20 protein-coding genes and 1 tRNA gene are annotated in these 25,421 nt (G+C 74.0%); 14 read left to right on the top strand and 7 right to left on the bottom strand.

Features of this window, described 5'->3' with window-relative positions; all coding sequences use genetic code 11:
• Positions 1 to 83 precede the first annotated feature (83 nt).
• From P9841_RS00575 to P9841_RS00560, 4 genes are read left to right on the top strand one after another with little or no spacing between them, the layout of a single operon-like run.
• Positions 84 to 1,496, top strand: a complete 1,413-nt coding sequence (locus tag P9841_RS00575) for a branched-chain amino acid ABC transporter permease (protein WP_283320202.1) — start codon at positions 84 to 86, stop codon at positions 1,494 to 1,496.
• Positions 1,497 to 1,505: 9 nt separating this feature from the next.
• Positions 1,506 to 2,492: a branched-chain amino acid ABC transporter permease gene (locus P9841_RS00570; RefSeq protein ID WP_283320201.1), complete on the top strand. Its 987-nt coding sequence runs from the start codon at positions 1,506 to 1,508 to the stop codon at positions 2,490 to 2,492.
• Entirely contained in the window at positions 2,482 to 3,495 is a 1,014-nt protein-coding gene (locus P9841_RS00565) for an ABC transporter ATP-binding protein (protein WP_283320200.1), read from the top strand. The genes P9841_RS00570 and P9841_RS00565 overlap by 11 nt, the downstream gene beginning before the upstream one ends.
• A complete protein-coding gene (locus P9841_RS00560; protein ID WP_283320199.1) occupies positions 3,492 to 4,310 on the top strand; it encodes an ABC transporter ATP-binding protein in 819 nt (272 codons plus the stop codon). Before P9841_RS00565 ends, P9841_RS00560 begins: the two co-directional genes overlap by 4 nt.
• A gap of 33 nt (positions 4,311 to 4,343) precedes the next feature.
• Here P9841_RS00560 and P9841_RS00555 read toward each other — a convergent pair whose 3' ends face one another.
• The 3 genes from P9841_RS00555 to P9841_RS00545 form a co-directional block, all read right to left on the bottom strand.
• The gene (locus P9841_RS00555) at positions 4,344 to 4,751 is read right to left on the bottom strand and encodes a DUF2277 domain-containing protein (protein WP_283320198.1); all 408 of its coding nucleotides are present in this window, start codon (positions 4,749 to 4,751) and stop codon (positions 4,344 to 4,346) included.
• A 174-nt stretch (positions 4,752 to 4,925) separates the two neighbouring features.
• Positions 4,926 to 6,188, bottom strand: a complete 1,263-nt coding sequence (locus tag P9841_RS00550; protein ID WP_283320197.1) for an ABC transporter substrate-binding protein — start codon at positions 6,186 to 6,188, stop codon at positions 4,926 to 4,928.
• 233 nt (positions 6,189 to 6,421) lie between these two features.
• Positions 6,422 to 7,048, bottom strand: a complete 627-nt coding sequence (locus tag P9841_RS00545) for an ANTAR domain-containing response regulator (RefSeq protein ID WP_283322030.1) — start codon at positions 7,046 to 7,048, stop codon at positions 6,422 to 6,424.
• Positions 7,049 to 7,494: 446 nt separating this feature from the next.
• On the opposite strand from P9841_RS00545, the gene P9841_RS00540 reads away from it, so the two are divergent.
• On the top strand, positions 7,495 to 9,141 hold the full coding sequence (locus P9841_RS00540; protein WP_283320196.1) for a hypothetical protein: 1,647 nt from the start codon (positions 7,495 to 7,497) through the stop codon (positions 9,139 to 9,141).
• Positions 9,128 to 9,754: a 5' nucleotidase, NT5C type gene (locus P9841_RS00535; protein WP_283320195.1), complete on the top strand. Its 627-nt coding sequence runs from the start codon at positions 9,128 to 9,130 to the stop codon at positions 9,752 to 9,754. The genes P9841_RS00540 and P9841_RS00535 overlap by 14 nt, the downstream gene beginning before the upstream one ends.
• 344 nt (positions 9,755 to 10,098) lie before the next feature.
• On the opposite strand, the gene P9841_RS00530 is transcribed toward P9841_RS00535, so the two are convergent.
• Positions 10,099 to 10,172: transfer RNA gene (locus tag P9841_RS00530), tRNA-Leu, on the bottom strand.
• Between the two features lie 52 nt (positions 10,173 to 10,224).
• Entirely contained in the window at positions 10,225 to 11,250 is a 1,026-nt protein-coding gene (locus tag P9841_RS00525) for a methyl-accepting chemotaxis protein (RefSeq protein WP_283320194.1), read from the bottom strand.
• A gap of 117 nt (positions 11,251 to 11,367) precedes the next feature.
• Between P9841_RS00525 and P9841_RS00520 the strand changes: the two genes are divergently transcribed.
• Positions 11,368 to 12,162 carry a putative protein N(5)-glutamine methyltransferase gene (locus P9841_RS00520; protein ID WP_283320193.1) on the top strand — a complete coding sequence of 265 codons (795 nt, stop codon included), beginning with the start codon at positions 11,368 to 11,370 and terminating at the stop codon, positions 12,160 to 12,162.
• Between the two features lie 61 nt (positions 12,163 to 12,223).
• Positions 12,224 to 12,817: an isochorismatase family protein gene (locus P9841_RS00515; RefSeq protein ID WP_283320192.1), complete on the top strand. Its 594-nt coding sequence runs from the start codon at positions 12,224 to 12,226 to the stop codon at positions 12,815 to 12,817.
• A gap of 75 nt (positions 12,818 to 12,892) precedes the next feature.
• On the opposite strand, the gene P9841_RS00510 is transcribed toward P9841_RS00515, so the two are convergent.
• A complete protein-coding gene (locus P9841_RS00510) occupies positions 12,893 to 13,102 on the bottom strand; it encodes a hypothetical protein (protein ID WP_222169522.1) in 210 nt (69 codons plus the stop codon).
• Between the two features lie 303 nt (positions 13,103 to 13,405).
• Between P9841_RS00510 and glgX the strand changes: the two genes are divergently transcribed.
• From glgX to treZ, 3 genes are read left to right on the top strand one after another with little or no spacing between them, the layout of a single operon-like run.
• On the top strand, positions 13,406 to 15,631 hold the full coding sequence (glgX, locus tag P9841_RS00505; protein ID WP_283320191.1) for a glycogen debranching protein GlgX: 2,226 nt from the start codon (positions 13,406 to 13,408) through the stop codon (positions 15,629 to 15,631).
• Entirely contained in the window at positions 15,628 to 18,159 is a 2,532-nt protein-coding gene (treY, locus tag P9841_RS00500) for a malto-oligosyltrehalose synthase (RefSeq protein ID WP_283320190.1), read from the top strand. The genes glgX and treY overlap by 4 nt, the downstream gene beginning before the upstream one ends.
• Complete coding sequence (treZ, locus tag P9841_RS00495) at positions 18,156 to 20,012, top strand: malto-oligosyltrehalose trehalohydrolase (protein ID WP_283320189.1); 1,857 nt, start codon at positions 18,156 to 18,158, stop codon at positions 20,010 to 20,012. The genes treY and treZ overlap by 4 nt, the downstream gene beginning before the upstream one ends.
• A gap of 19 nt (positions 20,013 to 20,031) precedes the next feature.
• On the opposite strand, the gene zapE is transcribed toward treZ, so the two are convergent.
• Positions 20,032 to 21,087, bottom strand: coding sequence for a cell division protein ZapE (zapE, locus tag P9841_RS00490; RefSeq protein WP_283320188.1), 1,056 nt, complete (start codon positions 21,085 to 21,087; stop codon positions 20,032 to 20,034).
• Positions 21,088 to 21,446: 359 nt separating this feature from the next.
• Between zapE and P9841_RS00485 the strand changes: the two genes are divergently transcribed.
• The 3 genes from P9841_RS00485 to P9841_RS00475 all read left to right on the top strand — a co-directional run bounded on the left by P9841_RS00485 (position 21,447) and on the right by P9841_RS00475 (position 25,388).
• Positions 21,447 to 22,235 (top strand): dihydrofolate reductase family protein, encoded by a 789-nt coding sequence (locus P9841_RS00485; protein WP_283320187.1) that lies wholly within the window; start codon positions 21,447 to 21,449, stop codon positions 22,233 to 22,235.
• 10 nt (positions 22,236 to 22,245) lie between these two features.
• Complete coding sequence (locus P9841_RS00480; protein ID WP_283320186.1) at positions 22,246 to 22,731, top strand: hypothetical protein; 486 nt, start codon at positions 22,246 to 22,248, stop codon at positions 22,729 to 22,731.
• 86 nt (positions 22,732 to 22,817) lie between these two features.
• A complete protein-coding gene (locus P9841_RS00475; RefSeq protein WP_283320185.1) occupies positions 22,818 to 25,388 on the top strand; it encodes a helix-turn-helix transcriptional regulator in 2,571 nt (856 codons plus the stop codon).
• Positions 25,389 to 25,421: the final 33 nt, after the last annotated feature.

Genomic DNA, 25,421 nt, shown 5'->3' with positions numbered 1-25,421 from the left:
GACCTCCCGGTCGTGCTGCCTGCTCGCCGGAAACCGCAGCCGACTCCGGCCGATCCGTCGGCCACGACCGGACGGAGGACCAGGTGCGCCGAGCCGCAACCAGGGACCGTTCCACCGCCGGGGCGCTCGCCGTCCTCGGCGCGCTCCTGCTGACCCTGCTCCTCACCGTGGCCGTCCCGGGCACCGCCCGGGCGGCGGCGGCCGGGTGCGTCGCCGACGCCGCCACCGGCTGCCTCAACGGCACCATCCGCACGTCCGACCAGCAGCCCGCTGCCGGCGTCGTGCTCGACGTCGAGGGTCCCGGGGGCGCGAGCCAGGCCACCACGGACGCCGACGGCCGCTGGACGCTGGCCGTGACCGAGGCGGGCGACTACACGGTCACGCTCGACACCGCGACGCTCCCCGCGGGCGAGACGCTGCGCGACCCGTCGGGCAACCCGCGCACCGTCACGGTCGCGCTCGGGTCCTCCGCGGGCGTGCTGTTCCCGCTGGGCGAGCCCGCGGCGCCCGCCGGGGGTGGCGACGAGACCGCCGCCCCCGACCCGGCCAGCACCGCGCCGGCCCCGTCCGACGAGGTGGGGGCCCCCACCGGGTCGTCCAGCTCCGGCGGCTTCTCCTGGGGGCGGCTCGCGCAGCAGGCGAGCAGCGGCCTGGTGTTCGGCGTGCTGCTCGCGCTGGCCTCCGTCGGTCTGTCGCTGATCTACGGCACCACGGGCCTGTCGAACTTCGCGCACGGCGAGCAGGTGACGCTCGGCGCGATCGCCGCGTACGTCAGCGTCCAGCTCTGGGGCCTGCCGCTGCTCGTCGCGGGCGTGCTGGCCGTGGTGGTCGGCGCGGCGTCGGGCTGGCTGCAGGACGCGGGGATGTGGCACCCGCTGCGCAAGCGGCGGGTCGGCACCACGCAGCAGATGATCGTCACGATCGGTCTGTCGATGGCGCTGCAGTACACGTACCAGTTCTTCTTCGGCGGGGGCGCGCTGCGCATCGTCACGACGAACCCGACGACGGTCACGCTCGGTCCGGTCCGGATCAGCACGACGTCGCTGTGGTCGCTGCTGCTGGCGGCCGTCGTGCTCGCCGCGGTGGCGTACTTCCTGCTCGGCACCCGGGTCGGCCGCGCCACCCGGGCGGTCTCCGACAACCCCGCGCTGGCGGCGGCGTCGGGCATCACCGTCGACCGCATCGTGCGGCTCGTCTGGGTGCTCGGTGCGGCGCTCGCCGCGCTCGGCGGCGTGCTCATGGGCCTGTACCTCAACGCGACGTCGTGGAACATGGGCGGCGCGCTGCTGCTCCTCATGTTCGCCGCGGTGACGCTGGGCGGCCTCGGCCAGGCGTTCGGCGCGCTGGCCGGCTCGATCGTCATCGGCCTGGTGGTCGAGATGTCGAACCTCGTCATCCCGAGCGACATGCGCTACGCCGGCGCCCTGCTCATCCTCATCCTCGTCCTGCTGCTGCGGCCCCAGGGCATCCTCGGACGCGCCGAGCGGATCGGTTAAGGAGCCGTCATGGAGTGGTCCCGCATCCTCGTCAACGTGGCGGGCGAGATCTTCGCCCCGACCACCGCCGCCTACGCGCTGGCGGCCATCGGCCTCAACGTGCACTTCGGCCTCACCGGCCTGCTGAACATGGGCCAGGCCGGGTTCATGCTGCTCGGTGCCTACGGCTTCGCGATCTCGACCATCGCCGGGTGGCCGCTGTGGGCCGCGGTGCTCGTCGCGATCGCCTGCGCCGCCGTGTTCGCCCTGCTGCTCGGCATCCCCACGCTCAAGCTGCGCGGCGACTACCTGGCGATCGTGACGATCGCCGCCGCCGAGATCATCCGCCTCGTCGGGCGGTCCACGGCCCTGACGGACCTGACGGGCGCCTCGTCCGGGCTGCGCGGCAACTCGTACAAGGACACGTTCCAGGACGCGTCGCCGTTCCCGGACGGCAACCTCGCGATCGGACCGTTCGAGTACTCGATGAACGCGTCCAACTCGTGGTGGATCCGCATCGTGGGCTGGGCGGTCGTCGCCCTGGCGTGCCTGCTGGTGTGGCTGCTCATCCGCAGCCCGTGGGGCCGGGTGCTCAAGGGCATCCGCGAGGACGAGGACGCCGTGCGGTCGCTGGGCAAGAACGTCTACTCGTACAAGATGCAGTCCCTGGTGCTCGGCGGGGTGATCGGCGCCGTGGCGGGCATCATCTACGTCCTGCCCCGGGCGGTGCAGCCCGACTCGATGGGCCGCCCCATGACGTTCTTCGTCTGGACGATCCTGCTGCTCGGCGGCGCCGCGACGGTGTTCGGGCCGGTGCTCGGGTCGATCATCTTCTGGGTCTCGCTCATGCTCATCAAGTCCGTCATGCGCGTCGGCGTCCCCGAGTCCGTGATGCGCACCGAGCAGATCGAGCAGTTCGGCTGGATCGTCGTCGGCGTGACGCTCATGCTGCTGGTGATCTTCCGGCCCCAAGGCATCCTCGGCGACAAGAAGGAGCTGGCGATCGATGTCCGCTGACGTCCCCCGCGGCCACGTGCCGCCGCCCGTCCCGCACGCGACGACGGCCAGCGGCAAGGACCGCGTCACGGCCGACCTGGCGCACGTCGCCCGCACCCCCGGCATCCCGAAGCCCGACGCGATCGTCGTCGCCGACGGGGTCACCCGGCACTTCGGCGGCATGACCGCCGTCGACGTGGAGCACCTCGAGGTGCAGCGCGGCGCGATCACCGCCCTCATCGGCCCGAACGGCGCCGGCAAGACGACGCTGTTCAACCTGCTGACCGGGTTCGACCGGCCGAGCACCGGCACGTGGTCGTTCGAGGGACGGTCCCTGTCCGGGGTCGCGGCGGCGCGCGTCGCCCGCTCCGGCATGGTCCGCACCTTCCAGCTGACCAAGGCGCTGTCCCGCATGACCGTCATCGAGAACATGCGGCTCGGGGCCACCCGCCAGCCCGGCGAGAACCTGTTCACCGCGCTGGTGCCGCCGCTGTGGAGGGCGCGCGAGAAGGAGATCACCGAGAAGGCCGAGGAGCTGCTGGTCCGGTTCAAGCTCGACGCCAAGCGCGACGACTACGCGGGCTCGCTGTCCGGCGGCCAGCGCAAGCTGCTCGAGATGGCGCGGGCGCTGATGTCGGACCCCACGATGGTCATGCTCGACGAGCCGATGGCCGGCGTGAACCCGGCGCTGACGCAGTCGCTGCTCGGCCACATCCAGGCGCTGCGCGAGGACGGCACGACCGTGCTGTTCGTCGAGCACGACATGCACATGGTCCGGCACATCTCGGACTGGGTGGTCGTCATGGCGGAGGGCCGGATCGTCGCCGAGGGGCCGCCCGAGGCCGTGATGGCCGACCAGGCCGTGATCGACGCGTACCTGGGCGCGCACCACGACACCGACCTGGGCGACGACGCGCTGCTCGAGGACGGCATCGCGCGCCTCGAGGCCGAGGAGGCCGGCGAGGTGGACGACGCGTTCGCCGGCACCGACACCGGCACCGACACGAAGGAGGGCACCCGATGAGCAGCACCGCCGTGCAGGGGTCCGACCCCTCGACCGTCCACCGCGGGGCGCCCGCGGGCGAGCCGCTGCTCGCCGCGACCGACCTGGTGGCGGGCTACGTGCCGGGCGTCAACATCCTCAACGACTGCAACCTCGTGGTGCACCCCGGGGAGCTCGTCGGCATCATCGGCCCGAACGGCGCCGGCAAGTCGACGCTGCTCAAGGCGCTGTTCGGGCTCGTGACGATCCGGTCCGGCTCGGTGGTGCTGAAGGGCGAGGACATCACCAACCACCGTGCCGACTCGCTGGTGCGGCGCGGCGTCGGGTTCGTGCCGCAGACCAACAACGTGTTCCCGTCGCTGTCCATCCAGGAGAACCTCGAGATGGGGCTGTTCCAGGCCCCCAAGCGGTTCGCGGAGCGGTTCGACTTCATCGTCGACCTGTTCCCGGTGCTCGGCGAGCGGCGCAAGCAGCGCGCCGGGTCGCTGTCCGGCGGCGAGCGGCAGATGGTCGCGATGGCGCGCGCGCTCATGATGGACCCGTCCGTGCTGCTGCTCGACGAGCCGTCCGCGGGCCTGTCCCCCGTCCGCCAGGACGAGACGTTCCTGCGGACCCGCAAGATCAACAAGGCGGGCGTGTCGGTCGTCATCGTCGAGCAGAACGCCCGGCGGTGCCTGCAGATCTGCGACCGCGCGTACGTGCTCGACCAGGGGTCGAACGCCTACTCGGGCCCCGGGCGCGAGCTGATGAACGACCCGAAGGTCATCGAGCTGTACCTCGGGACGCTCGCCACCGACGTCGAGGCCGCGGCGCAGCGGGACGCCCCGCAGGGCTGAGCCCGCCTCCCCGTCGCGAGCCCGCGTCCGCCGTCAGGCGGGCGCGGGCTCGTGCGTGTGCGGGTGCGCGTGGTCCGGGTGCGCGTGGTCGTGCGGGTGCGCGTGCGGGTGGTCGTGGTCGTGCGGGTGCGCGCGGTCGTGCCCCGCGCCGTCCTCCGGCTCCCCCGCGTCGAACGGCTCCATCCCGAGGCGTGCCCGCACCTCCGGGCGCCGCAGCGGCGGCACGGTGGCCGGCGGGCGCCGCCGGTCCGGGAGCTCGGCGAGCAGCCGCGTGACGATCGCCGCCACCTCCGCGACGGCCCGCTCGACGGGCTCGTGGGTCGCCGCGCTGGTGGCCTGGACGCCCGTGACCTTGCGGACGAACTGCCGCGCGGCGGCCTCGACCTCCTCGGGCGTCGCGGCCGGCTCCAGCCCCCGCAGCGTCGTGATGTTCCGGCACATCGTTGGTCCCCCTCGCGGACGGTGCGCCGGGCCGCGCGGCCCGTGCCCGGCCGACCGTACGCCGCCCCACCGCGCCCGTGGAAGCCCTCCGGGGCACGCGCCGGGGCCCGGGACGCGCGTGGCGTCCCGGGCCCCGGGGTGGTGCTGTGCCGGCTGCCGCCGGTCAGGCTCGCGTCACTCGACGGAGCCCTCGACCGCCTTCACCCAGACGTTCTTGTTGTCGGCCCCGTACTTGTAGACGCCGATGAACGCCGACGAGGGGTCGTTGTCCGCGTTGAACGGGCCGGTGCCCGCCTGGCCGACGTAGTGGATGTCGCTGCCGCCGTCCAGGAGCTCGACGCAGTCCGCGAACGTGGAGCACTCCTCGCCGCCGTCCGCGCCGGAGACCGCCGCCAGGTTCGCCTGGATCGTCGGGCCGTCGGTGGCGCCGCCCTTGACCGCCGCGAGGGCCGCCAGGATCGTCGCGTCGTACGACTCGGGGCCGTAGGCGTAGTCGGTGAGGTTCGCGTCGACCTCCTTGAGGCGCGCCTGGAACTCGTCGCTCGGGAACGCGCCGGGGATGGTGCCCTGGGCGCCCTCGAGCGTGCCCGGCTCGAAGTCCGCCGAGTAGTCCGCCGTGTTGCCGTCCACCATGTAGATCGTCGACGGGTCGACGCCGGCGGCGGCGAGCTCGGGGATGATCTGCTTGGTCTGCTCGAACGCCAGCACCACGACCGCGTCGGGGTTGGTGGCCATGAGCGCCGTGACGTCGGTCGCGAAGCTGCTCGCGGCCGGGTCGAACTCCTCGCCCGGGTTGCCGTAGACGACGGTCGCGCCCGTGGCCTCGACGGTCTCCTTGACGACGTCGCGCAGCGAGGTGCCGTAGTCGTCGTTGAACACCAGGATGCCGATGTTGGAGTGCCCGTCACCGGTGATGAGGTTGCCGAGCGCCGAGCCCTGGACCGTGTCCGGCGGGGCGGTGCGGAAGTAGAAGTCCGAGTAGCCGGACAGCGACGTCGCGGTGTTCGCCGGCGAGATCTGCACGACCTCGGCGCCCGTGATGTCGTCGATCACGTTGAGCGTGACGGACGAGGACGCCGCACCGATGATGACCTGCACGTCCTGCGAGAGCAGGTCGGTCACCGACTGGGTCGCGACCTCGGCGTGGTCGGCGTCCGAGGAGTCCGCGTGCGTGACCTCGACGTCCTGACCCAGGACGCCGCCCGCCTCGTTGATCTCCTTGATCGCCAGGTCGACGCCGGCGACCTCCGGCGGGCCGAGGTACGCCAGGGTGCCGGTCTGCGGGAGGAGCGTGCCGACGATCAGCGGGCTGCCGTCACCGCCGGCCGTCTCGTCGTCGCCGGACCCGCCGTCGTCGGAGCTGGAGCACGCGGTGAGCACCAGCGCGACGGCGCCGGCGAGGGCCGCCGCCTGGACGGCGTGTGTCGTACGAATCATGCGTGGTACCCCTGTCGGTGAGTACTGCCGGCCGGGAGCCCCGGCCGGTGCTGTGGCCGTGAACGTAGGGGCCGCATGTGTCCGACATGTGTCGGCTGTGTCTCAACGAGTGGTTGTTGCCGATTCGTGACCAACGAGCGGTTCGTGGGCCGCGCTCCGCCCGGACGCGCCGAGGCCCGGTCCGCCACGACGGACGGACCGGGCCTCGGGGAGCAACCGGGCGGGGTGGGGCGTCAGGCGCCGCCGCCGACCTGCTCGATGACCGCGTCGGCGACCTCGCGCATCGTGAGGCGGCGGTCCATCGAGGTCTTCTGGATCCAGCGGAACGACTCCGGCTCCGTCAGGCCCATCTTCGTCATGAGCAGGCCCTTGGCGCGGTCCACGCGCTTGCGGGTCTCGAAGCGCTCGGCCAGGTCGGCCACCTCGGACTCCAGCGCGGAGATCTGCGCGTAGCGGGAGATCGCGATCTCGACCGCCGGCAGCAGGTCCGCCGGGCTGAACGGCTTCACCACGTACGCCATCGCGCCGGCGTCGCGCGCCCGCTCGACGAGCTCGGTCTGCGAGAACGCGGTGAGCAGCACGACCGGCGCGAGGTGGGCCTTCGCGATGCGCTCGGCCGCGGAGATCCCGTCGAGCACCGGCATCTTGACGTCCATGACCACGACGTCGGGCTTGAGCTCCGTGGCGAGGGCCACGGCCTGCTCGCCGTCCCCGGCCTCACCGACCACGTCGAAGCCCGCCTCGCGCAGCGTCTCGACGACGTCCATGCGGATGAGGGCCTCGTCCTCCGCGACGACCGCGCGGCGGGCCGGCTTCGCGGCGACCTCCGGGGCCTTCTCGGCCGCGCGGGCCTGCGGGATGTCGAGGTCGAGGGGGGTGCTGCCGGCCTGCTGCTCGCTGCCGTCCGGCGTGGTCGGCGTCGCGTCCTGGGTGCTCACGGGATCAGATTCTAGGACCACGTGCGGCCCGGCCGCCCGGAACGCCCCTGTGAACCTCGGCACGCCGACCGTCCGGTCGGGTTCGTCCCGGTTCGCGGAGCCTGTCCCTGGCGAAGTGCACCCCGGGGGCGAGCGCGCCTCGTCAAGCCTGCACGACATGCGCCCACATGAGCGATCTCTCGCCCTGAACATGGCGTCGCGACCGACACGCTACGCAATGACGCGACATGCCACGCGGCTATCCCGCGCCCCATCCCTGCCAACTCTCCTCACCCGAGCTCGAGCACAGCCGCCTACCTGCGACGGGTACTTAAAGCAGCCGACCGGCCACCGTGCCGCTCGGATCACGCTCCGACTAGAGTGTTCCCGTGACGAACTGGCAGAAGATGCTCATACCGTCTCGCGCCAAACGCGGGTCCGATTCGGCACCTCTATCAGTAGGAGCAAGAACGCTCGGCCTCTTGGCAGACCCCTCCTGGATCCACCGCCGCGTGGAGACGGTGACGATGCGTGCGGACGGCGAGACGCGGCGGCAAGTGAGCTTCGATGTCACCCTACCAATGTCACTGCACATACATCCGGACGAACTCACGGAAAACGGAGCACAAAAAAGCGCAGCGCGTGTCGTCGTTCCACTCGGATTCATGCGCAAAGGAACGCTCGTTGACCTTGACGTCTCAGATGCTACGGGGCGAGCCGTACCCGTCCTCTCTCTCGGGCAGAATGGTGAACTAGTCCTCGAAGCCATGAGTTACCTAGTTCGCCGGCTGGGGCCGCCGTCCGACTTTACCCCCGCGCTACGCGATGTGATCTTCAGCCGGGTTGCCAACCCTGGCGAAATACAGAGCAGCGAGCGAGCGAGACGCACTGCTTTTATGGAAATTGCCAAGCGATCCGCTGACGATAGTGACTCCGGTGATGTCAAGTGCCTCCCGGGCGACCAGAACGTTCAGCAATTGGTTATGTGGTTGCGAACACTCCTGAAGGACTCTCCGTCGCCCGACCTCACAATGCTCGCCTCGCTGCTCGCAGCGATGAGTGAGGATTACGTGTTCGCGGTCGAGGTGGACGGCGATGTCGCTAGTGCCCGAATGCTACTCAAGGTGTCATATGCGTCACGCGTTCAGCCCTTGAAGCGGCACTTTGAGTTCTTGAGACACTCCGAAGCCTGGCAACTGGGTATTGCAAGCGCGGCGGCAACGAGCACGCACCTCGAGATTGAAACGACGCCCGGCGTCCAAGTCAGCGAACTTCGCGTGATCAAGGCGCCCGGAGTCACAGGGAACCCTTTCGCCCACACTCCAGCAATTGCAGCCCATCGAGTGCATGTTTTCACCAGTCGTAGAGAGACCACTGCGGCAGCCTTTACGCGGATGAGAGTAACGGTCATGCCAACTCGGCAGGGAGCACTCTCGTTTAGTCTCTCTGCAGCAATTGCAAACTTCGCCACTCAGGCACTCTTGTTCTTCACGGGTAAACAGATCATTGATCTCGCTTACGCTTCAGGTGGTCCAGCTTCGGAGGTAGCCGAGCACCTCGGACCCCTGCGGGATACGACCGCCGCCGCGATCGTGGCTCTCGCGCTGAGCCTGGCCGCCGCGACTTTGGTCGTCGTCCAGTACCACGACGTCGAGCGCAAGGTCTCGGCCGCGCCGCGCGGCATCATTCTGGCCTCAGCTTTATTCTTCGCGCTTTCCCTCGCCTCATGGACATTTCACTCGTGGACCCCTCAGTCTGTCACCAACCTAGCCCATTGGGTCCAACTGGGTTGCCTGCTAGCGTCAAGCTTGCTCGCCGCGTGGGCGACCTTCGCATGGGTCGCAGCGTCTCCTGGCAGAGTCGAGAAGCGGCTGCTACGCAAATTCGACGGCCTCGTTGAGCGCCTGCCTCAGGGCGAGTTGCGCGCGGCAGGACTCGCCGCAACCGAAAGTGCCCTGTTCGAAGGCTTGCCGATCGCTGCAGTTGAAGAACTGGCTCGGCATTATCGAGAGGAGTTACGGCATGCACGTGCCTGAAAGCTACCTTCATCAGCGCGTTGGAGCACTGGGGTATCGAGTGCTTGGTCTTGATATTGATGGAGTATGCGCGGACTACACCAGCGCATTCCGCGAGTTCTGCAGTGCGCGGATGAATCTCCCCGAGTCGAGCTTTCCTGAGCCAACGGCCTACAACCTGGTCGCTGCTGGGTGGCCTTTCTCGTCAGTTGATGAGTATCTGAAGTATCACCGCGAAGCGGTCGAAGATGGGCTCTACGCCCGGGTTCCGGCCTACGCGGGAGTGAGCGAGGCGCTCTGGAGTCTTTCGAGCGCCGATGTTCATGTGCGCATCGTCAGTCATCGCCTATTTCTATCAGGGCTGCATCGCGTGATCGTGCGTGACACTGCCGACTGGCTCGAGCGTCAGGACATTCCCTACATGTCGTTGTGCATGACGGGCCTGAAAGACAGCATCGAGGCAACTGTCTACGTGGAAGACTCGCCGTCAATGATTCGAGCACTCAGGAAAGCAGGCAGCGACGTGGTGATCTTTGATCAGCCCTATAATCGCGATCTGGCCGGGGCTCGGTTCAGCGACTGGCGCCAAGGCGGAGAGCTGCTGCTGTCTCGACTGGGATCGGAACTGGGGTAACTCCATCCCCTCGCGCGTCTCGCAAGGGCGCGTTGCCGTGCTGGATGGCAAAGTTGATCGCCGACCCGGCGACCTGAGTTCCCTCACGAGTCCCGGCTAAGGCGTGCTCGGACGATCGGACAGGCGGTTCTCGCGGCCGTTGGGGCCATTGGCAGTTCGCTCTGCGGAGCCATCGCACGGTCAACTTGGGGGCAGCGCACTCAGCGCCGGTGTTCCGCAGCCCTTGGGCTACGTCTCTGGCCCCGAGCGCGTGCCGGCAGGGGCCTGCTGGCGCTCCCTCACCAGTTTGTGTGCGCACGACTCGAGGTCGATGGTTGCCGCAGGGCGGTTCGCGGCAGTGGCAGTGCCCCGAGTGGGATTCGAACCCACACTGGATCGGGTTTGAGCCGAACGCCTCTGCCGGTTGGGCTATCGGGGCCGCCGGGCCAGCGTACCGGCGGCTGTCCCACCTCCGGCACGGCCGGCCGGCGTCAGCCCTGCACGAGCGCGCCGTACCACCCCAGGCCGGCGTACGTCTCGTACCCCGGGGACGCCGCGAACCCGATGGTCCGGCCCTCGTCGGTGTACGACCCGGTCGCGTCCTGCCCGGTGCGCAGCACCACCCGCTCGGCCAGCACGCCGCGCCGGTCCGACGCGGCGAGCACCAGCCCCGAGCGGTCCAGCAGCAGCACGCGCGTGGACTCCCGCTCCCCGGGCGCGAGGCGGACGCCGTCGACCACGGCCTGCGCCTGGCGCTCCCAGTCGAAGAACACCCCGAGCGCCCCGAGCGGGCGCCCGTCGGCCCGTCCGCCCTCGCGCACGGCGGTGGCGTAGGTGGCGGTCAGCGCGTCCAGGCCGGGCTCGCGGGCGACGTCGAGCGCGGCGTAGTCGTCGCCGTCGCGCGTCGCCATGGCCGCGCGGAACCACGGCCGGTCCGACACGTCCGTCCCGACCGCCCGCGCGCCCGCACCACCGGAGCCCGCGCCCGCGCTCGCGCTCGCCACGACCCGGCCGTCCGCGTCCGCGAGCCACAGGTCCAGGTACACCGTGTACGCGCGCAGGATGACGGCGAGACGCTCGCCCGCGTGGTGCGCCGCCGCCGGGTCGCCGGTCGCGAGCGCGTCGACCACGGCGGCGTCGGTCGCCCACCAGCGGACGTCGCACGACCGCTCGTAGAGGTTGCGGTCCACGATCTCGATGGCGTTGAGCGCGAGGTCCGCCAGCCGCTGCCCGCGCACCCGGCCGACCAGGGCGTGGCCGAGCTCCGTGAGCTCGTCGATGCGGGGACGCAGCTCGCCGGAGAGCTCCTCGGACAGCGCGCGTGCGCGGTCCGCGACCTCGCTGACCTCCCGCGCGACGACGGCGAAGCCCGCGCCGTGGTCCCCCGCCCGCGCGGACTCGATCAGCGCGTTCAGCGCCAGCATCTTGGTGCTGCGGGCCACCTGCTCGATGCCCTGCAGCTTCTCCCCCGTGACGCGCCCGACCTCCTCGGCCAGCCGCACGACCCGTTCCGGCACGCGGATCCCTCCCGCTCGGTGACTGCTCGCCCTGCCGCCATCCGTCCTGCTGATCGGCCGTGGCGGCGCCGACCTGAGCGGCGGCGGCGCGCGGCGCGGGGCGTAGATTCGGCACCCGTGACCCCGGCCCCCACCCCGACCGAGCTCGCGGCCGTCGTCGCGCGGCTCCGGGCGGCTGGGTGCGTCTGGGCCGAGGACGAGGCCGCGCTGCTGTGCGCCGAGGCGCCGGACCGCGCGGCGCTGGAGGTGCTGGTCGGACGGCGGGCGGCGGGCGAGCCCCTCGAGCAGGTGGTGGGCTGGGCGGGGTTCGCCGGTCTGCGGGTCGCCGTCGCGCCGGGGGTTTTCGTGCCGCGCGCCCGCACGCAGGCGCTGGTGCGGCGCGCGGTGCGGCTGCTGGCCGGCACGCCGCACCCGACGGTCGTGGACCTGTGCTGCGGCACGGGGGCGGTCGGGCTCGCCGTCGCCCGGGCGCACCCCGGGACGCACCTCTGGGCGGCGGACGTCGACCCGGCGGCGGTCGCGTGCGCCCGCACGAACCTGGACGGCGTGGGGACCGTGGTGCAGGGCGACCTCGACGCACCCCTGCCGGCCGGCCTGCGCGGGCGGGTGGACGTGATGACGGCGAACGCGCCGTACGTGCCGACCGCCGAGATCGCGCACATGCCGCCGGAGGCGCGCGAGCACGAGCCGCTGGTCGCGCTGGACGGCGGGGCGGACGGCGTGGACCTGCACCGGCGCGTGGCGGCCGCGGCCGCGGGCTGGCTGGCGCCCGGTGGGCACCTGCTGATCGAGACCAGCACGGTCCAGGCCGCCGCGACGTCCGCCGCGTGCGAGGCGCACGGCCTGCGCGCCCGCGTCGAGCACGACGACGACGTGGACGGGACGGTGGTGGTCGCCCGGCTCCCCCGGTGAGCCGCCCTCCTACAGTGGGGGGCGCGGCGCGCACCGGGCGTGCCGCCGAGGGGAGGGTGCCGTGGGCCGGGCGCTGATCGTGGTGGACGTGCAGAACGACTTCTGCGAGGGCGGGGCCCTGGCGGTCGCCGGCGGTGCGGACGTGGCCCACGGGGTGACGGCGTTCCTCGACCGCGCCGCGGGGTCCTACGACGTCGTGGTCGCCACGGCGGACTGGCACGAGCCGCTGCCCGACTCGAACGCCGGCCACTTCGCCGTCGCCGCGGACCCGGACTACGTGACCACCTGGCCGGAGCACTGCGTCCGCGGGACGGCCGGCGCGGCGTACCACCCCGCCCTGCGCCTGCCCGAGGGGGTGCTGCACGTGCGCAAGGGCCAGGGGCGGCAGGACTACTCGGGCTTCGAGGGCCAGGTGCAGGGCGAGGACGCCGGGCTGGCCGACGTCCTGCGCGCCCGCGGCGTCGACGGGGTCGACGTCGTCGGCCTCGCCACGGACCACTGCGTGGCGGCCACGGCGCTCGACGCCCTCGCGGCGGGCCTCGACGTGCGCGTGCTGACGGACCTGACCGCGGGCGTGGGCGTCCGGACGACCATCGACGCGCTCACCCGGCTCGCCGGGCGGGGTGTCGCGCTGACGACCTCCGCGGCGCGGTAGCCGACCCGGCCGCCGGGCGCCCCCGTCCGGCGCGCAGGACCCGGGGCGGGCCGGCTGCTCCCCGCGCGCCCCGGGTCAGCCCTGGTCGGCGCGCAGCCGCCCCGTCTCCCGGAACGTGTCGGCGATCTGCTGGGCCTGGGCGGAGACGAGGCGGCGGTACAGGTCGTAGGCGGCGTCGATGCGCACGGGGAGGTCACCGCGGCTGCGGGCGAGCTGCCAGTCGCGCTTTGCCGCCGCGATGTCCGCGTTGGTGATGACCACGCGCGCCTCGTCCTCGTCCGCCATGGGTCGAGCATGCGTCCGTTTTGCCCGATTTGCGATAGTCCGTCGGGGTGAACGGAGCCCGTGGACCGGGTGAACCCGGGCCCCGGGCCGGCCCGCGGTCCCCCGATCGGCTGCCGCGGGAGCCGTCCGGGGCGCGCCGCGCCCGGGTCGCGTCGGCCCGCGCCGGCGCCGCGAGCCGCTCCCCCCGCGGCCGCGGCCGTCCCCGGCGGCCCTGTTCGTCCTGCGGACCCGGGGGTTCGGCTGGCACGCTGTGCTCCTGGGCCCTCCGGCCCAGCGCCACCACCTGCCGAAGGACGACCACGCATGAGGATCTGGCCCGGACGCCCCTACCCGCTGGGCGCCACGTACGACGGCAGCGGCACCAACTTCGCGCTGTTCTCGGGCGTCGCCGAGCGGGTGGAGCTGTGCCTGTTCGACGACTCCGGCAACGAGACCCGGGTGGACCTGCCCGAGGTCGACGCGTTCGTCTGGCACGGCTACGTCCCGGCGCTCCAGCCCGGGCAGCGCTACGGCTACCGCGTGCACGGGCCCTACGACCCCGCGCAGGGCCACCGCTGCGACCCGTCCAAGCTGCTGCTCGACCCGTACGCGAAGGCCATCGACGGGCAGATCACCGGCGACCCGTCGCTGTACTCGTACACGTTCGGCGCCGAGGACGAGCGGAACACCGACGACTCCGCCGGACACACCATGACGTCCGTGGTCGTGAACCCCTACTTCGACTGGGGCCACGACCGCCCGCCGCAGCACGAGTACCACGACTCGGTCATCTACGAGGCGCACGTCAAGGGCCTGACCCGGCTGCACCCCGCGGTGCCGGAGGAGATGCGCGGCACGTACTCCGCCCTCGCGCACCCGGCCGTCATCGAGCACCTGACGTCGCTGGGCGTCACCGCGGTCGAGCTCATGCCGGTGCACCAGTTCGTCAACGACCCGGCGCTGCAGGAGCGCGGGCTGTCGAACTACTGGGGCTACAACACGATCGGGTTCTTCGCGCCGCACAACGGGTACGCCGCGTTCGGCAGCACCGGGCAGCAGGTGCAGGAGTTCAAGGCGATGGTCAAGGAGCTCCACGCCGCCGACATCGAGGTCATCCTCGACGTCGTCTACAACCACACCGCCGAGGGCAACCACCTGGGCCCCACCCTGTCGTTCCGCGGGATCGACAACGCGTCGTACTACCGGCTGGTGGACGAGGACAAGGCGCACTACTTCGACACGACGGGCACCGGCAACTCGCTGCTCATGCGCTCGCCGCACGTGCTGCAGCTGATCATGGACTCGCTGCGCTACTGGGTGCAGGACATGCACGTCGACGGGTTCCGGTTCGACCTCGCGGCGACGCTGGCCCGGCAGTTCCACGAGGTCGACCGGCTGAGCGCGTTCTTCGACATCGTGCAGCAGGACCCGATCATCTCCCAGGTCAAGCTCATCGCGGAGCCGTGGGACCTCGGGGACGGCGGCTACCAGGTCGGCGGGTTCCCCCCGCTGTGGTCGGAGTGGAACGGGCAGTACCGCGACACCGTGCGGGACTTCTGGCGCGGGGAGCCGTCGACGCTGGCCGAGTTCGCCAGCCGGCTGTCCGGCTCCGCGGACCTGTACGAGCACTCCGGCCGCCGGCCGATCGCGAGCGTCAACTTCGTCACCGCGCACGACGGCTTCACGCTCGCCGACCTCGTGTCGTACAACGAGAAGCACAACGACGCCAACGGCGAGGGCAACCGCGACGGCGAGAGCCACAACCGGTCCTGGAACTGCGGCGTCGAGGGCCCCACGGACGACCCCGAGGTGCTCGACCTGCGGGGCCGGCAGCAGCGCAACTTCCTCACCACCCTGCTGCTGTCCCAGGGCGTGCCGATGATCGCGCACGGCGACGAGCTGGGCCGCACCCAGCAGGGCAACAACAACGTGTACTGCCAGGACGACGAGCTGTCGTGGGTGGACTGGGACCTCGACGAGCGCCGCACGACGCTGCTGGAGTTCGCCCGCCGCGTCGTGCACCTGCGCCGCGACCACCCCGTGTTCCGCCGGCGCCGGTTCTTCGCCGGGGCGCCCGAGCGCGGCGGGGAGTCGGACCTGCGGGACATCGCGTGGTTCACGCCCGCCGGGGAGCACATGTCCGACGCGCAGTGGCAGGAGGCCCTCGCGCGGTCGGTGATGGTGTTCCTCAACGGCGACGCCATCGCGGAGCCGGACCTGCGCGGCGAGGAGATCGTCGACGACTCGTTCCTGGTCCTGTTCAACGCCCAGCCCGAGCCGACGACGTTCACCCTCCCGGGCGCCGACTACGGCGAGACGTGGACCGTGGCGCTCGACACCGACCACCAGCTCACACCCGGCGACGAGCTCGCGGCCGGGGTCGACGTGCGCCTCGAGCACCGCTCCACGGTCGTGCTCGTGCGCCCCCCGGTGCAGGCGGTGGACCCCGTGACGCAGGCGCCGGCGACGACGACGCTCCCGGCCGGCGCGCAACCGCCGACCCCGCAGGAGGACGGCCCGCCGGCGACGCGGACGGGCGGTGGCGCGTGACCGTCGACCGCGGCCCCGAGGCCCGCACCCCGTCGCGCCGGCTGCCGGCACCGGACCGGCCCGTCCCGACGTCGACGTACCGCGTCCAGCTGGGGGCCGACCTCACGTTCGACGACGTCGCGGCCCGCGTGCCGTACCTCGCCGACCTCGGGGTGACGCACGTGTACCTGTCGCCGGTGCTGACCGCCGCACCCGGCTCCACCCACGGCTACGACGTCGTCGACCACGACACCGTCTCCCCCGTCCTCGGCGGTGAGGACGGGCTGCGCCGCCTCGCGGACGCGGCCCACGCCGCGGGCCTGGGGCTCGTGCTCGACATCGTCCCGAACCACATGGCCGTCCCCACCCCGGCGTGGCACAACCGCGCGCTGTGGTCGGTGCTCGCCGAGGGACCCGCGTCGCCGTACGCGTCCTGGTTCGACGTGGACTGGTCCGCGGGCGAGGGCGACGTGCTCATGCCCGTGCTCGGCGACCGGATCGGCGCCGTGCTGGCGTCCGGCGAGCTGCGGCTCGAGCACGAGGTCGTCCCGGGGCACGGCGAGGAGCCGCAGCCGGTGCTGCGCTACTACGACCACGTGTTCCCGGTCCGCCCGGGCACCGAGGCGCTGCCGCTGGCCGAGCTGCTCGAGCGGCAGCACTACCGGCTCGCGTACTGGCGGGTGGCCGACGAGGAGCTGAACTACCGCCGGTTCTTCGACGTCGGCACGCTCGCGGCCGTCCGCGTCGAGGACCCCGACGTGTTCGACGCCACGCACGCCCTGGTGCTGCGCCTGCTCGACGAGGGCGTCGTCGACGGGCTGCGGATCGACCACCCGGACGGCCTCGCGGACCCCGGCGGCTACCTGGACCGGCTGCGGGAGCGGTCCGGCGGCGCGTGGGTCGTCGTCGAGAAGATCCTGCAGGGCGAGGAGGAGCTGCCCGCGGACTGGTCGACGGCCGGCACCACCGGCTACGAGGCGCTGTGGCGCATCCAGCAGACGTTCGTCGACCCGGGCGGCGGCGCGCGCCTGGGCGCCCTGCTGCACCGGCTCTCCGGCGACACGTCCGACGCGCTGCCCGAGATCGTCGACACCGCCAAGCGGCAGATCGTCGACCGGGCCCTGTACGCCGAGGTGTACCGCCTGACCGAGCTCGCGGCGGAGGTCTGCCGCGACGACCTGCGGCTGCGGGACCACACCTGGCGGTCCCTGCACGACTGCCTGGTGGAGCTGCTGGTCGCGATGGACCGGTACCGGGCCTACGTGGTGCCGGGCCGGACGCCGCACCCGGCGGACGTCGAGGTGCTCGAGCACGCCGCGCGCACCGCCCGCGACCGGCTCTCCCCCGAGCGCGCCGCGACCATGGACGTGCTCGTGGACCTGCTGCTCGGGCGCGAGGTCGGCAGCGCCGGCCGGACGCGCGACCCGCGCCGGGACGAGCTGGTCGTGCGGTTCCAGCAGACCTGCGGCGCCGTCATGGCCAAGGGCGTCGAGGACACCGCGTTCTACCGCTGGACGCACCTGGTCTCGCTCACGGAGGTCGGGGGCGAGCCGGACCGGTTCGCCCTGTCGCCCACCGAGCTGCTCGCGTGGGCCGCCCGCGCCCAGCAGCAGACGCCGCTGGGGATGACGACCCTGTCGACGCACGACACCAAGCGCAGCGAGGACGTGCGCGCCCGCCTGGGGGTGCTGTCCGAGCTGCCGGTCGAGTGGGCGGACCTGGTGGGACGGCTGCGCGCCGCGTCCGCGCCGTACCGGTCGTCCCTGCTGGACGGCCGCACGGAGAACCTGCTCTGGCAGACGCTCGCCGGCACGTGGACCGCGGACGGGCCCCTCGCCGGCGACCGGCTGGCGGAGTACCTCACGAAGGCGGTGCGGGAGGCGAAGGACCGCACCTCCTGGACCGCGCCCGACGAGGCGTACGAGCGGGCCGTGCTGGACGCCGCGTCGCAGGCGCTGGCCGACGACCGCGTCGCCGGGCTGTTCGCCGAGTGGGAGCACCGCACCCGGACCGCCGTCCGCGCGGCGACGCTCGGGCAGAAGCTCGTGCAGCTCACGCTGCCCGGTGTCGCCGACGTGTACCAGGGCACCGAGGTCCCCGCGGTGGCCCTCGTCGACCCGGACAACCGGCGGCCCGTCGACGCCGAGGCGCTCGCCGCGCGGCTCGCCCGGCTGGACGAGGGTGCCGGCGCGCGCGACCTCGCGGACGAGAAGCTGCTGGTGACCTCGCGCGCGCTGCGGCTGCGCCGGGACGTGCCGGAGGCCTTCGTGGGGCCGGGCGCGGGCCTCGTGCCGCTCGCCCACTCGTCCGGCCACGTGCTGACCTACGCGCGCACCGCCGACGGGGAGCCGCGGGTCGCGGTGCTCGCGACGCGCCTGGCCGCGACGGTCGACCGGCTCGGCGGCTGGGACGACCACACCGTGGCGCTGCCCGAGGGCGAGTGGCACGACGTGCTCGCCGACCGCAGCGTGCCCGGCGGGGTGCAGCAGCTCGCCGGCCTGCTCGACCGGATGCCGGTCGCCCTGCTCGTGAGGAGGACGGACGCGTGAGCGCGACCACCCCGGCACCCTCCCCGCGGCCCGCTGGCGCCGTCTGGGCGCCGCACGCCGGCAGCGTGGCGCTGCACCTGCCCGCCGCGGACGACGGCGGCGCGGAGACCGTGCCCCTCACCCGCGGCGCGGACGGCTGGTGGACCCCCGACCGGGACCTGCCGCACGGCACCGACTACGCCTTCGTGCTCGACGGCGGGGACCCGCGCCCCGACCCCCGCAGCCCCTGGCAGCCGCACGGCGTCCACGGGCCCAGCCGGGTGTTCGACGCGACGCGCCACGACTGGTCCGACGCCGGCTGGGCCGGGCTCGACGTGCGCGGCGCCGTGCTCTACGAGCTGCACGTGGGGACCTTCACGCCGGAGGGCACGCTCGACGCGGCCGCCGCCCGGCTGGAGCACCTGGCGGGGCTCGGCGTGCAGGTCGTCGAGCTGCTGCCGGTCGCGCCGTTCAACGGCGTGCACGGCTGGGGCTACGACGGCGTCGGGCTGTACGGGGTGCACGAGCCCTACGGCGGGCCCGCCGCGCTGCAGCGCTTCGTCGACGCCGCGCACGCCGCGGGCGTGGCTGTCTGCCTCGACGTCGTCCACAACCACCTGGGGCCGTCCGGCAACTACCTCGGCGAGTTCGGCCCGTACTTCACCGAGGCGCACCACACGCCCTGGGGCGCCGCCGTGAACCTCGACGGGGACGACGCCGGCGAGGTGCGCCGCTGGATCCTCGACAGCGCGCTGCGGTGGCTGCGGGACTTCCACGTGGACGCCCTGCGGCTCGACGCCGTGCACGCCCTCGTCGACGAGTCCCCGCGGCACGTGCTCGCGGACCTGTCCGACGAGGTCGCCGCGCTGGCCGCGGAGGTGGGCCGGCCGCTGTCGCTGATCGCCGAGGTCGACCTCAACGACCCCGTGTCCGTGACGCCCACGGCGGACGGCGGCTGGGGCATGACCGCGCAGTGGGCCGACGACGTGCACCACGCGCTGCACGCGCTCCTGACCGGCGAGCGTCACGGGTACTACGTCGACTTCGGGTCGCCCGCGACGCTCCGCAAGGCGCTGCGCGACGTGTTCGTCCACGACGGGACGTACTCGACCTTCCGGGAGCGCGACTGGGGGCGCCCGGTGCCGCCGGACGTCGACGGGCACCGGTTCGTCGTGTTCGGGCAGGACCACGACCAGGTCGGCAACCGCGCGCTCGGCGACCGGCCGTCCGCCGCGCTGGACGACGGCGCCCTCGCCGCCGAGGCCGCGCTCGTGCTGCTGTCCCCGTTCACGCCGATGCTGTTCATGGGCGAGGAGTGGGGCGCGCGCACGCCCTGGCTCTACATGACCGACCACCCGGAGCCCGAGCTCGCCCAGGCCGTCCGCGAGGGCCGCGCCCGGGAGTTCGGCGGCCACGGCTGGGCCGCGATGTACGGCCGGGACGAGGAGACGTTCCGCGTGCCCGACCCGCAGGACCCCGCGGGCGTCGAGGCCAGCCGCCTCGACTGGGACGAGCCGGCGCTGCCCGGCCACGCGCGGATGCTCGACTGGTACCGGCGGCTGGTGGAGCTGCGGCGGGAGGTCCCGGACCTGGGGTCGGGCGACCGCGCCGCGACGGACCTCACGTGGGCGCCGGAGGGCGCGGACGCACCCGGTGGCGCCGACGGCCCCTGGGGCGACTGGCTCGTCCTGCACCGCGGGGGCGCCCGGGTGGTGGTGAACCTCGCGGGCACTGAGCGCGTCGTCCCCCTGGGCACCGACCGCGCGGACCTGCGCGTCCTCGCGACATGGGCGACGGCCCGGCTGCTGTCCCCCGCCCCGGACGGCACCGCCCAGGTCGTCGTGGGCCCGCGCTCGGTGGCCGTCCTGGCCTGACCCGGCCCGGGGGTCCGGGCTACGCGCGGGCCGCGGCCTCCTCGCGGCCGCGCTCCGCCAGGGCGCCCAGGCGGGACAGCGCGCGGAAGTACTTCTTGCGGTACCCGCCCGCGAGCATCTGCCCGGTGAACAGCGCCGACTCCCCCGCGCCGCCCAGCAGCACCGGGACGTCGCGGTCGTACAGCCGGTCCACCAGCACCACCAGGCGCAGGGCCACGTCCTGGTCCGGCACCGGCCCGACGCCCGTCAGGCCCACCAGGTCCACACCGTCCAGCAGCGCCCCGTACCGGGACGGGTGCACGGTGGCCAGGTGCCGCAGCAGCGACCCGAAGTCGTCGAGCGTCGCGGCCGGCGCCCCGGCGACCGCGTCCCGCACCGCCGCGTCGTCCAGCCCCGGGGCGTCCGTGACGACCGCGCGCTGCCGGTAGTCCTGCCCGTCGATGCGCAGCACCTCGAACCGCCCGGCCAGGTCCTGGATCTCCCGCAGGAAGTCGTCGGCGGCGAACCGGCCCTCGCCCAGCGACTCCGGCAGGGTGTTCGACGTGGCCGCCAGCGCCACCCCGCGGTCGGTGAGCTCGCGCAGCAGCCGGGACATGAGCACCGTGTCGCCGGGGTCGTCGAGCTCGAACTCGTCGATGCACACCAGGCGCCGGGTCGCGAGGGCGTCGACGGTCGGCCGGAACCCGAGGGCGCCGACCAGGTTCGTGTACTCGACGAACGTGCCGTAGGCCGAGGCCTCCGAGCCGACGGCGGTGGCCAGCGACGCCAGCAGGTGCGTCTTGCCGACGCCGAACCCGCCGTCCAGGTACACCGCGGGCACGGCCGCGGGACGGCGCCGCAGCCGGCGCAGCAGGCCCCCGCCGCCGTCGCCGCCGGCGAGCGTCCCCGCGACCTCGCGCAGCCGGTCGAGCGCCGCCTGCTGGCTCGGGTAGCGCGCGTCGGGCCGGTAGGTGTCGAACGACTCGTGCGCGAAGTGCCGCGGCGGGACGCGCTCCGCGAGCAGCCGGTCGGGTGCCACCTCGGGTCGGCGGTCGGCCAGGCTCGCGGTGGTCGGCGTGGCGGGGGTGGAGGTCACGGCCGCACAGCCTAAGCCGGGACCCGGCGCGCGGCGAGACCGCGCCCGCGGGCCGCACGCGGGCCGGGGCCACGCCCGGCTCACGCGGCCCCGGCCCACGCCCGCCCCGCCCGGCCAGCTCGCCCCTCCCGGCCCTCCCGCACCGCCCGGGCCCGCCCGCACCGCCCGGCCCCCCTTACGCCGAGAGGCCAGGACACGCCCGGGATCTCGCGCGACGCCCGGCGTGTCCTGGCCTCTCGGCGAGCATGCGCCCGCGGGGGGCTCGGGGGCGGGGCGGGCGGCGTCCACACAGGGGCACGCGGGCCGGACGGGCGCCGGGCGCGGTGGCCGGGCGGGGCGGCCCCGCTAGCCTGGCCGGCATGCCTCGCGAGCTTCCGCCCCTGGACGTGCTGCTGCCGCTCGACTGCGCCGGCGCGGTGCTCGCGCCCGGCGGCGACGAGCCGGAGCTGCACGCCCTGTACGCCCACCCCGACCCCCGGGACGGGCGCCCGGCGGCGGTGCGGGCGAACATGATCGCGACGCTGGACGGCGCCGCGCAGGGGCCCGACGGGCGGTCGCGGAGCATCAACGGCCCCGCCGACTGGCGCGTGTTCCGGGTGATGCGGGCGGTCGCGGACGTGGTGCTGGTCGGTGCCGGCACGGCGCGCGCGGAGGGGTACACGCCGCTGTCCGTGCCCGCGGACCTGCGCGCGGCGCGGGCGGCCCGGGGCCAGGACCCGGCCCTGGCGCTGGCGGTGGTGTCGGCGTCCGGCGTGCTCCCGGAGGGCCTGCGGGGCACGGACCCGCCGCCGTACGTCGTGACCTCGGCGGCGTGCCCGCGCCTGGACGCCCTGCGCGACGAGCTCGGGCCGGAGCGCGTGCTCGTCGCGGGCGACGACCACGTCGACCTGGCCGCAGCGCTCGCGGCCCTCGCCGGGCACGGCCTCACGCGCGTCCTCGCGGAGGGCGGCCCGCGGCTGCTGACGGACCTGGTGCGCGCCGGCCTGGTGGACGAGCTCTGCCTGACGACGAGCCCGCTCGTGGTCGCGGGTCCCGCGCTGCGCGCCGTACAGGGGCCGGACTGGGTCGGCCCGCTCGCCGCCCGCCCCGAGCACCTGCTGCACCACGACGGGATGCTGCTCGGGCGCTGGACGCTCGCGCGGCGATAGTCTCGACGGCGTGACCGACACCATCCTCGTCCTCACGGAGGACACCCTGGCCTCGGCGGACGTCGCCCACATCCTCTCGCTCCACGACGGCGAGACGCTGGCGTACCGCGTGCTCGTGCCGGCCGACACCGAGCGGAACGTGCTCGTGTCCCTCGTGGACCAGCTCAGCCTCGGCGAGCTCCGCGAGGCGCTCGACACCGTGCTCGGTCGCGAGCCGCAGCCGGCGGAGGCGACGGCGGACGCCGCCGAGCAGCTCGCCGACAGCCTCGCGGCCTTCGCGGCGGCCGGCGTGACCGCCACGGGCACCGTCGTCGACGACGACCCGCTGCCCGCCCTGCGCTCCGCTGTGGCGTCGGAGGGCGCCCGCGAGGTCGTCGTCGTGACCTACCCGCACGCGCTGGAGGACACGTTCCACCGCGACTGGGCCTCCCGGGCGCGCGACGAGCTGCACGTGCCGGTGCTGCACCTGTACTCGGGGACGTCCGAGCTGGGCTGAGACCCCGCCCGCAGCACCCGCACGCGACCGGTGCCCCGGACCTTGGACACGGTCCGGGGCGCTCCCCCGTCACTAGCGTGACGGGCGTGAGAGACGACGTCGTGCTTCACCCGGACACCGTGTCCCGCATCGTCGGCTACCTGCAGGACGGGACGCACGTCCAGGTGGTCGGGATGCGCGCGGCGGGACGCTCGTGCGTGCTCGACCAGGTGGCCGACCGGCTCGCGACGCTCGGGGTCGGCACGGTCCGGCTGCGCGGCGTGCGCGCCCTGCGGGACCGCACGCTCGGCGCCCTCGCCGTGGCCGGCGTCGCGCTGCCGAGCGCACCCCAGCAGCTGCGGGTGCTCAGCGCCGCGGTGGAGTCGCTGGAGCAGCTGCTCGCCGCACCCGGTGCGGTGCTGCTGGTCGACGACGCGGACGACCTGGACAGCGGCACGGTCGGCGCGGTGCTCGCGGCCCGGGCGCGACTGGGCACCCGCGTCGTCATCGCGTGCGGCCGGGGCGGCGGCACCGCGGCGGCGCTGCTCGCGGACGGCCTGCAGCCCGCGGCCCGCGTCACCGTCGACCCGCTGTCGTTCGCCGGCGTGCACCAGCTGCTGCACACGATGCTCGGCCGGGGCGTGGAGCCCGCCGCGGTGGCGCGCGTCGCCGCGGCCACGGGCGGGCTGCCCGGCCTGGTGCAGGCGCTGGTGGACACCGCCCGGCGCGAGAACCGCCTCGTCGTGCGCGACGGCCTCTGGGTGGCCCGGGGCGACCTGTGGACCACGTCGCTGGCGCAGACCGTCGAGCCGTTCCTCGCCGACCTCGACGACGACCTGCGCGACGCGCTGACGGTGCTGGCGTTCGCCGGGACGGTGTCGCTGGCCGCGGCGGGCCGGCTCGCGGGCACCGCCGCGCTCGTGCGGCTCGAGGAGTCCGGCCTGGTGCAGGTGGCCTCCGACGGCGAGCACGCGCTGGTCGGGGTGTTCCCGCCGCTGCTCGCCGACTACCTGGTGCAGGAGAGCGCCACGACGCGCGGCCTGCTGGTGCGGGCGCGCGTCGCCGAGGAGCTCCAGGGCGAGGACCCGGCCCCCGCCGGCGTGCGGACCGCCGCGCCGCTGGCCCGCCGGCTGATCGCGCAGCGCTGGGAGCAGCGCCGCCGCGACGCGCGCCGCCGCTGGGAGGCCGACCCGGACGCCGCGGCCGGCGCGGAGCTGCTGGAGGCGATGCTGCTCACCCACGCCCGCCCGCACCAGGTCGAGCACGTGCTGGAGCGCACCCGCGCCGACCGGGGCAACCCGGACGAGCGCGCGGCGTTCCTGGCCACCCACGCCGTCTACCGGGGACGCGAGTCCGGCTCCCCCGCCGCGGCCGCCCTGGTGGTCGCGGAGCACGGCGCCGACCTGCCCGAGCACGGGCCGGCGCTGGGCGCCGTGCTCGACCACCTGGCGCTGACGAGCGGCTCCCCGGTGTCCCCGGACGCCGGGCCGGCGCCGGTCGTGGCGGCCGCGACCGCCGCGGTCCGGGCGCCCGCTCCCTCGGACGGGCTCGCGCGCGCCGTGCGGGCCGAGACGCTCGTGGCCGCGGGACGCGCCCGGGAGGCGCTGGAGCTGCTGGACGGGCCCGAGCCGCGCGACCCGCGGGCCCGGTGGATCGCCGGCACCGCCCGCGGCCTGGCGCTGCTCTACACGTGCGACGTCTCCGCCGCCGCCGCGACCGCGCTGGCCGGCGTCGAGCGCGCGCGGCAGGAGCTGGACCCCGTCTCGCTGCTGGCGCACGCCTCGGTCGCGGGTCTCGCGCTCGCGGTGCAGGGGCGTGCGATGGAGCTCGACGCCCTGACCTGCGACGCCCTGGCGCTCAGCACCGCGTGCCCGCAGGAGCCGCAGCTCGTCACGGGCCTGATCGCCCTCGCGGCGGAGGCCGCGACCTGGCAGGGGCACCGGGAGTTCGCGGAGTCGCTGGCGGTGCAGGCGCGCTCGGTCCCGGCACGCCGCGGGCCGCACCCGTACCAGTCCAGCGACCTCGTCGCCCCGCTGATCCAGGACGAGGACGACCCGGCCGTCGCGGCCGGGACGGCGGACCGGATCTGGCAGGTGGCCGTCGAGCGGCTCGACGCGGGGTACCTGCCCGCGGGCGTCGTGGCGGGGGTCGCGGCGGTGGAGCGGCGCCCCGACCCGGCGCGCGCCGCCCACCTCGCGGAGGCCGCCTCGCGCAGCGACGCGCCGCTGCTCACGCACCTCGCGGGGTTCGCCACCGCCGTCGCGTCGGGCGACCCGGAGCGCCTCGCCGCGCTCGAGCCGGAGCTCCGGCGCGCGGGCCTGCGGCAGTTCGCGGTCCGCGCCGCCGTGGCCCGGGCGGTGCGGCTGCTCGCCGACGGGCAGCCGGCCGCGGCCATCGAGCGGGCGGACACCGCGTGGAGCCAGGGCGGGCTGCGCGGGCGCGACCTGTGCGGGCTGTTCCTGCCGTTCGACCGGGCGGTGCGGCTGACGTCGCGGGAGCGCGAGGTCGCGGTGCTGGTGGCGCGGGGCCTGTCCTCGCCCGAGATCGCGACCCGGATGGTGCTGAGCGCCCGGACGGTCGAGCACCACATCCTGTCCGCGTGCCGGAAGGTCGGTGTGAACTCCCGGGAGGGGCTCGCGCGGGCCGCGCGCACCTGGCTCACCTGCGCGCAGCGCTGAGCCCCCGGCCGGGGCGGGGCGTCCCCGCGACGA

The sequence above is a fragment of the Cellulomonas sp. ES6 genome (genome assembly GCF_030053835.1).
In the GTDB taxonomy this organism is placed as follows: domain Bacteria; phylum Actinomycetota; class Actinomycetes; order Actinomycetales; family Cellulomonadaceae; genus Cellulomonas.
The sequence above is the reverse complement of the archived record's forward strand: the minus strand, read 5'-3'. Positions and strand labels throughout refer to the sequence as shown.

What these genes read in the sequence shown, in the direction of transcription:
- P9841_RS00570 (WP_283320201.1), top strand. Translation starts at nt 1,506, where the DNA reads ATGGAGTGGTCCCGCATCCTCGTCAACGTGGCGGGCGAGATCTTCGCC.
- P9841_RS00565 (WP_283320200.1), top strand. Translation starts at nt 2,482, where the DNA reads ATGTCCGCTGACGTCCCCCGCGGCCACGTGCCGCCGCCCGTCCCGCAC.
- P9841_RS00560 (WP_283320199.1), top strand. Translation starts at nt 3,492, where the DNA reads ATGAGCAGCACCGCCGTGCAGGGGTCCGACCCCTCGACCGTCCACCGC.
- P9841_RS00555 (WP_283320198.1), bottom strand. Translation starts at nt 4,751, where the DNA reads ATGTGCCGGAACATCACGACGCTGCGGGGGCTGGAGCCGGCCGCGACG.
- P9841_RS00550 (WP_283320197.1), bottom strand. Translation starts at nt 6,188, where the DNA reads ATGATTCGTACGACACACGCCGTCCAGGCGGCGGCCCTCGCCGGCGCC.
- P9841_RS00535 (WP_283320195.1), top strand. Translation starts at nt 9,128, where the DNA reads ATGCACGTGCCTGAAAGCTACCTTCATCAGCGCGTTGGAGCACTGGGG.
- P9841_RS00510 (WP_222169522.1), bottom strand. Translation starts at nt 13,102, where the DNA reads ATGGCGGACGAGGACGAGGCGCGCGTGGTCATCACCAACGCGGACATC.
- glgX (WP_283320191.1), top strand. Translation starts at nt 13,406, where the DNA reads ATGAGGATCTGGCCCGGACGCCCCTACCCGCTGGGCGCCACGTACGAC.
- P9841_RS00485 (WP_283320187.1), top strand. Translation starts at nt 21,447, where the DNA reads ATGCCTCGCGAGCTTCCGCCCCTGGACGTGCTGCTGCCGCTCGACTGC.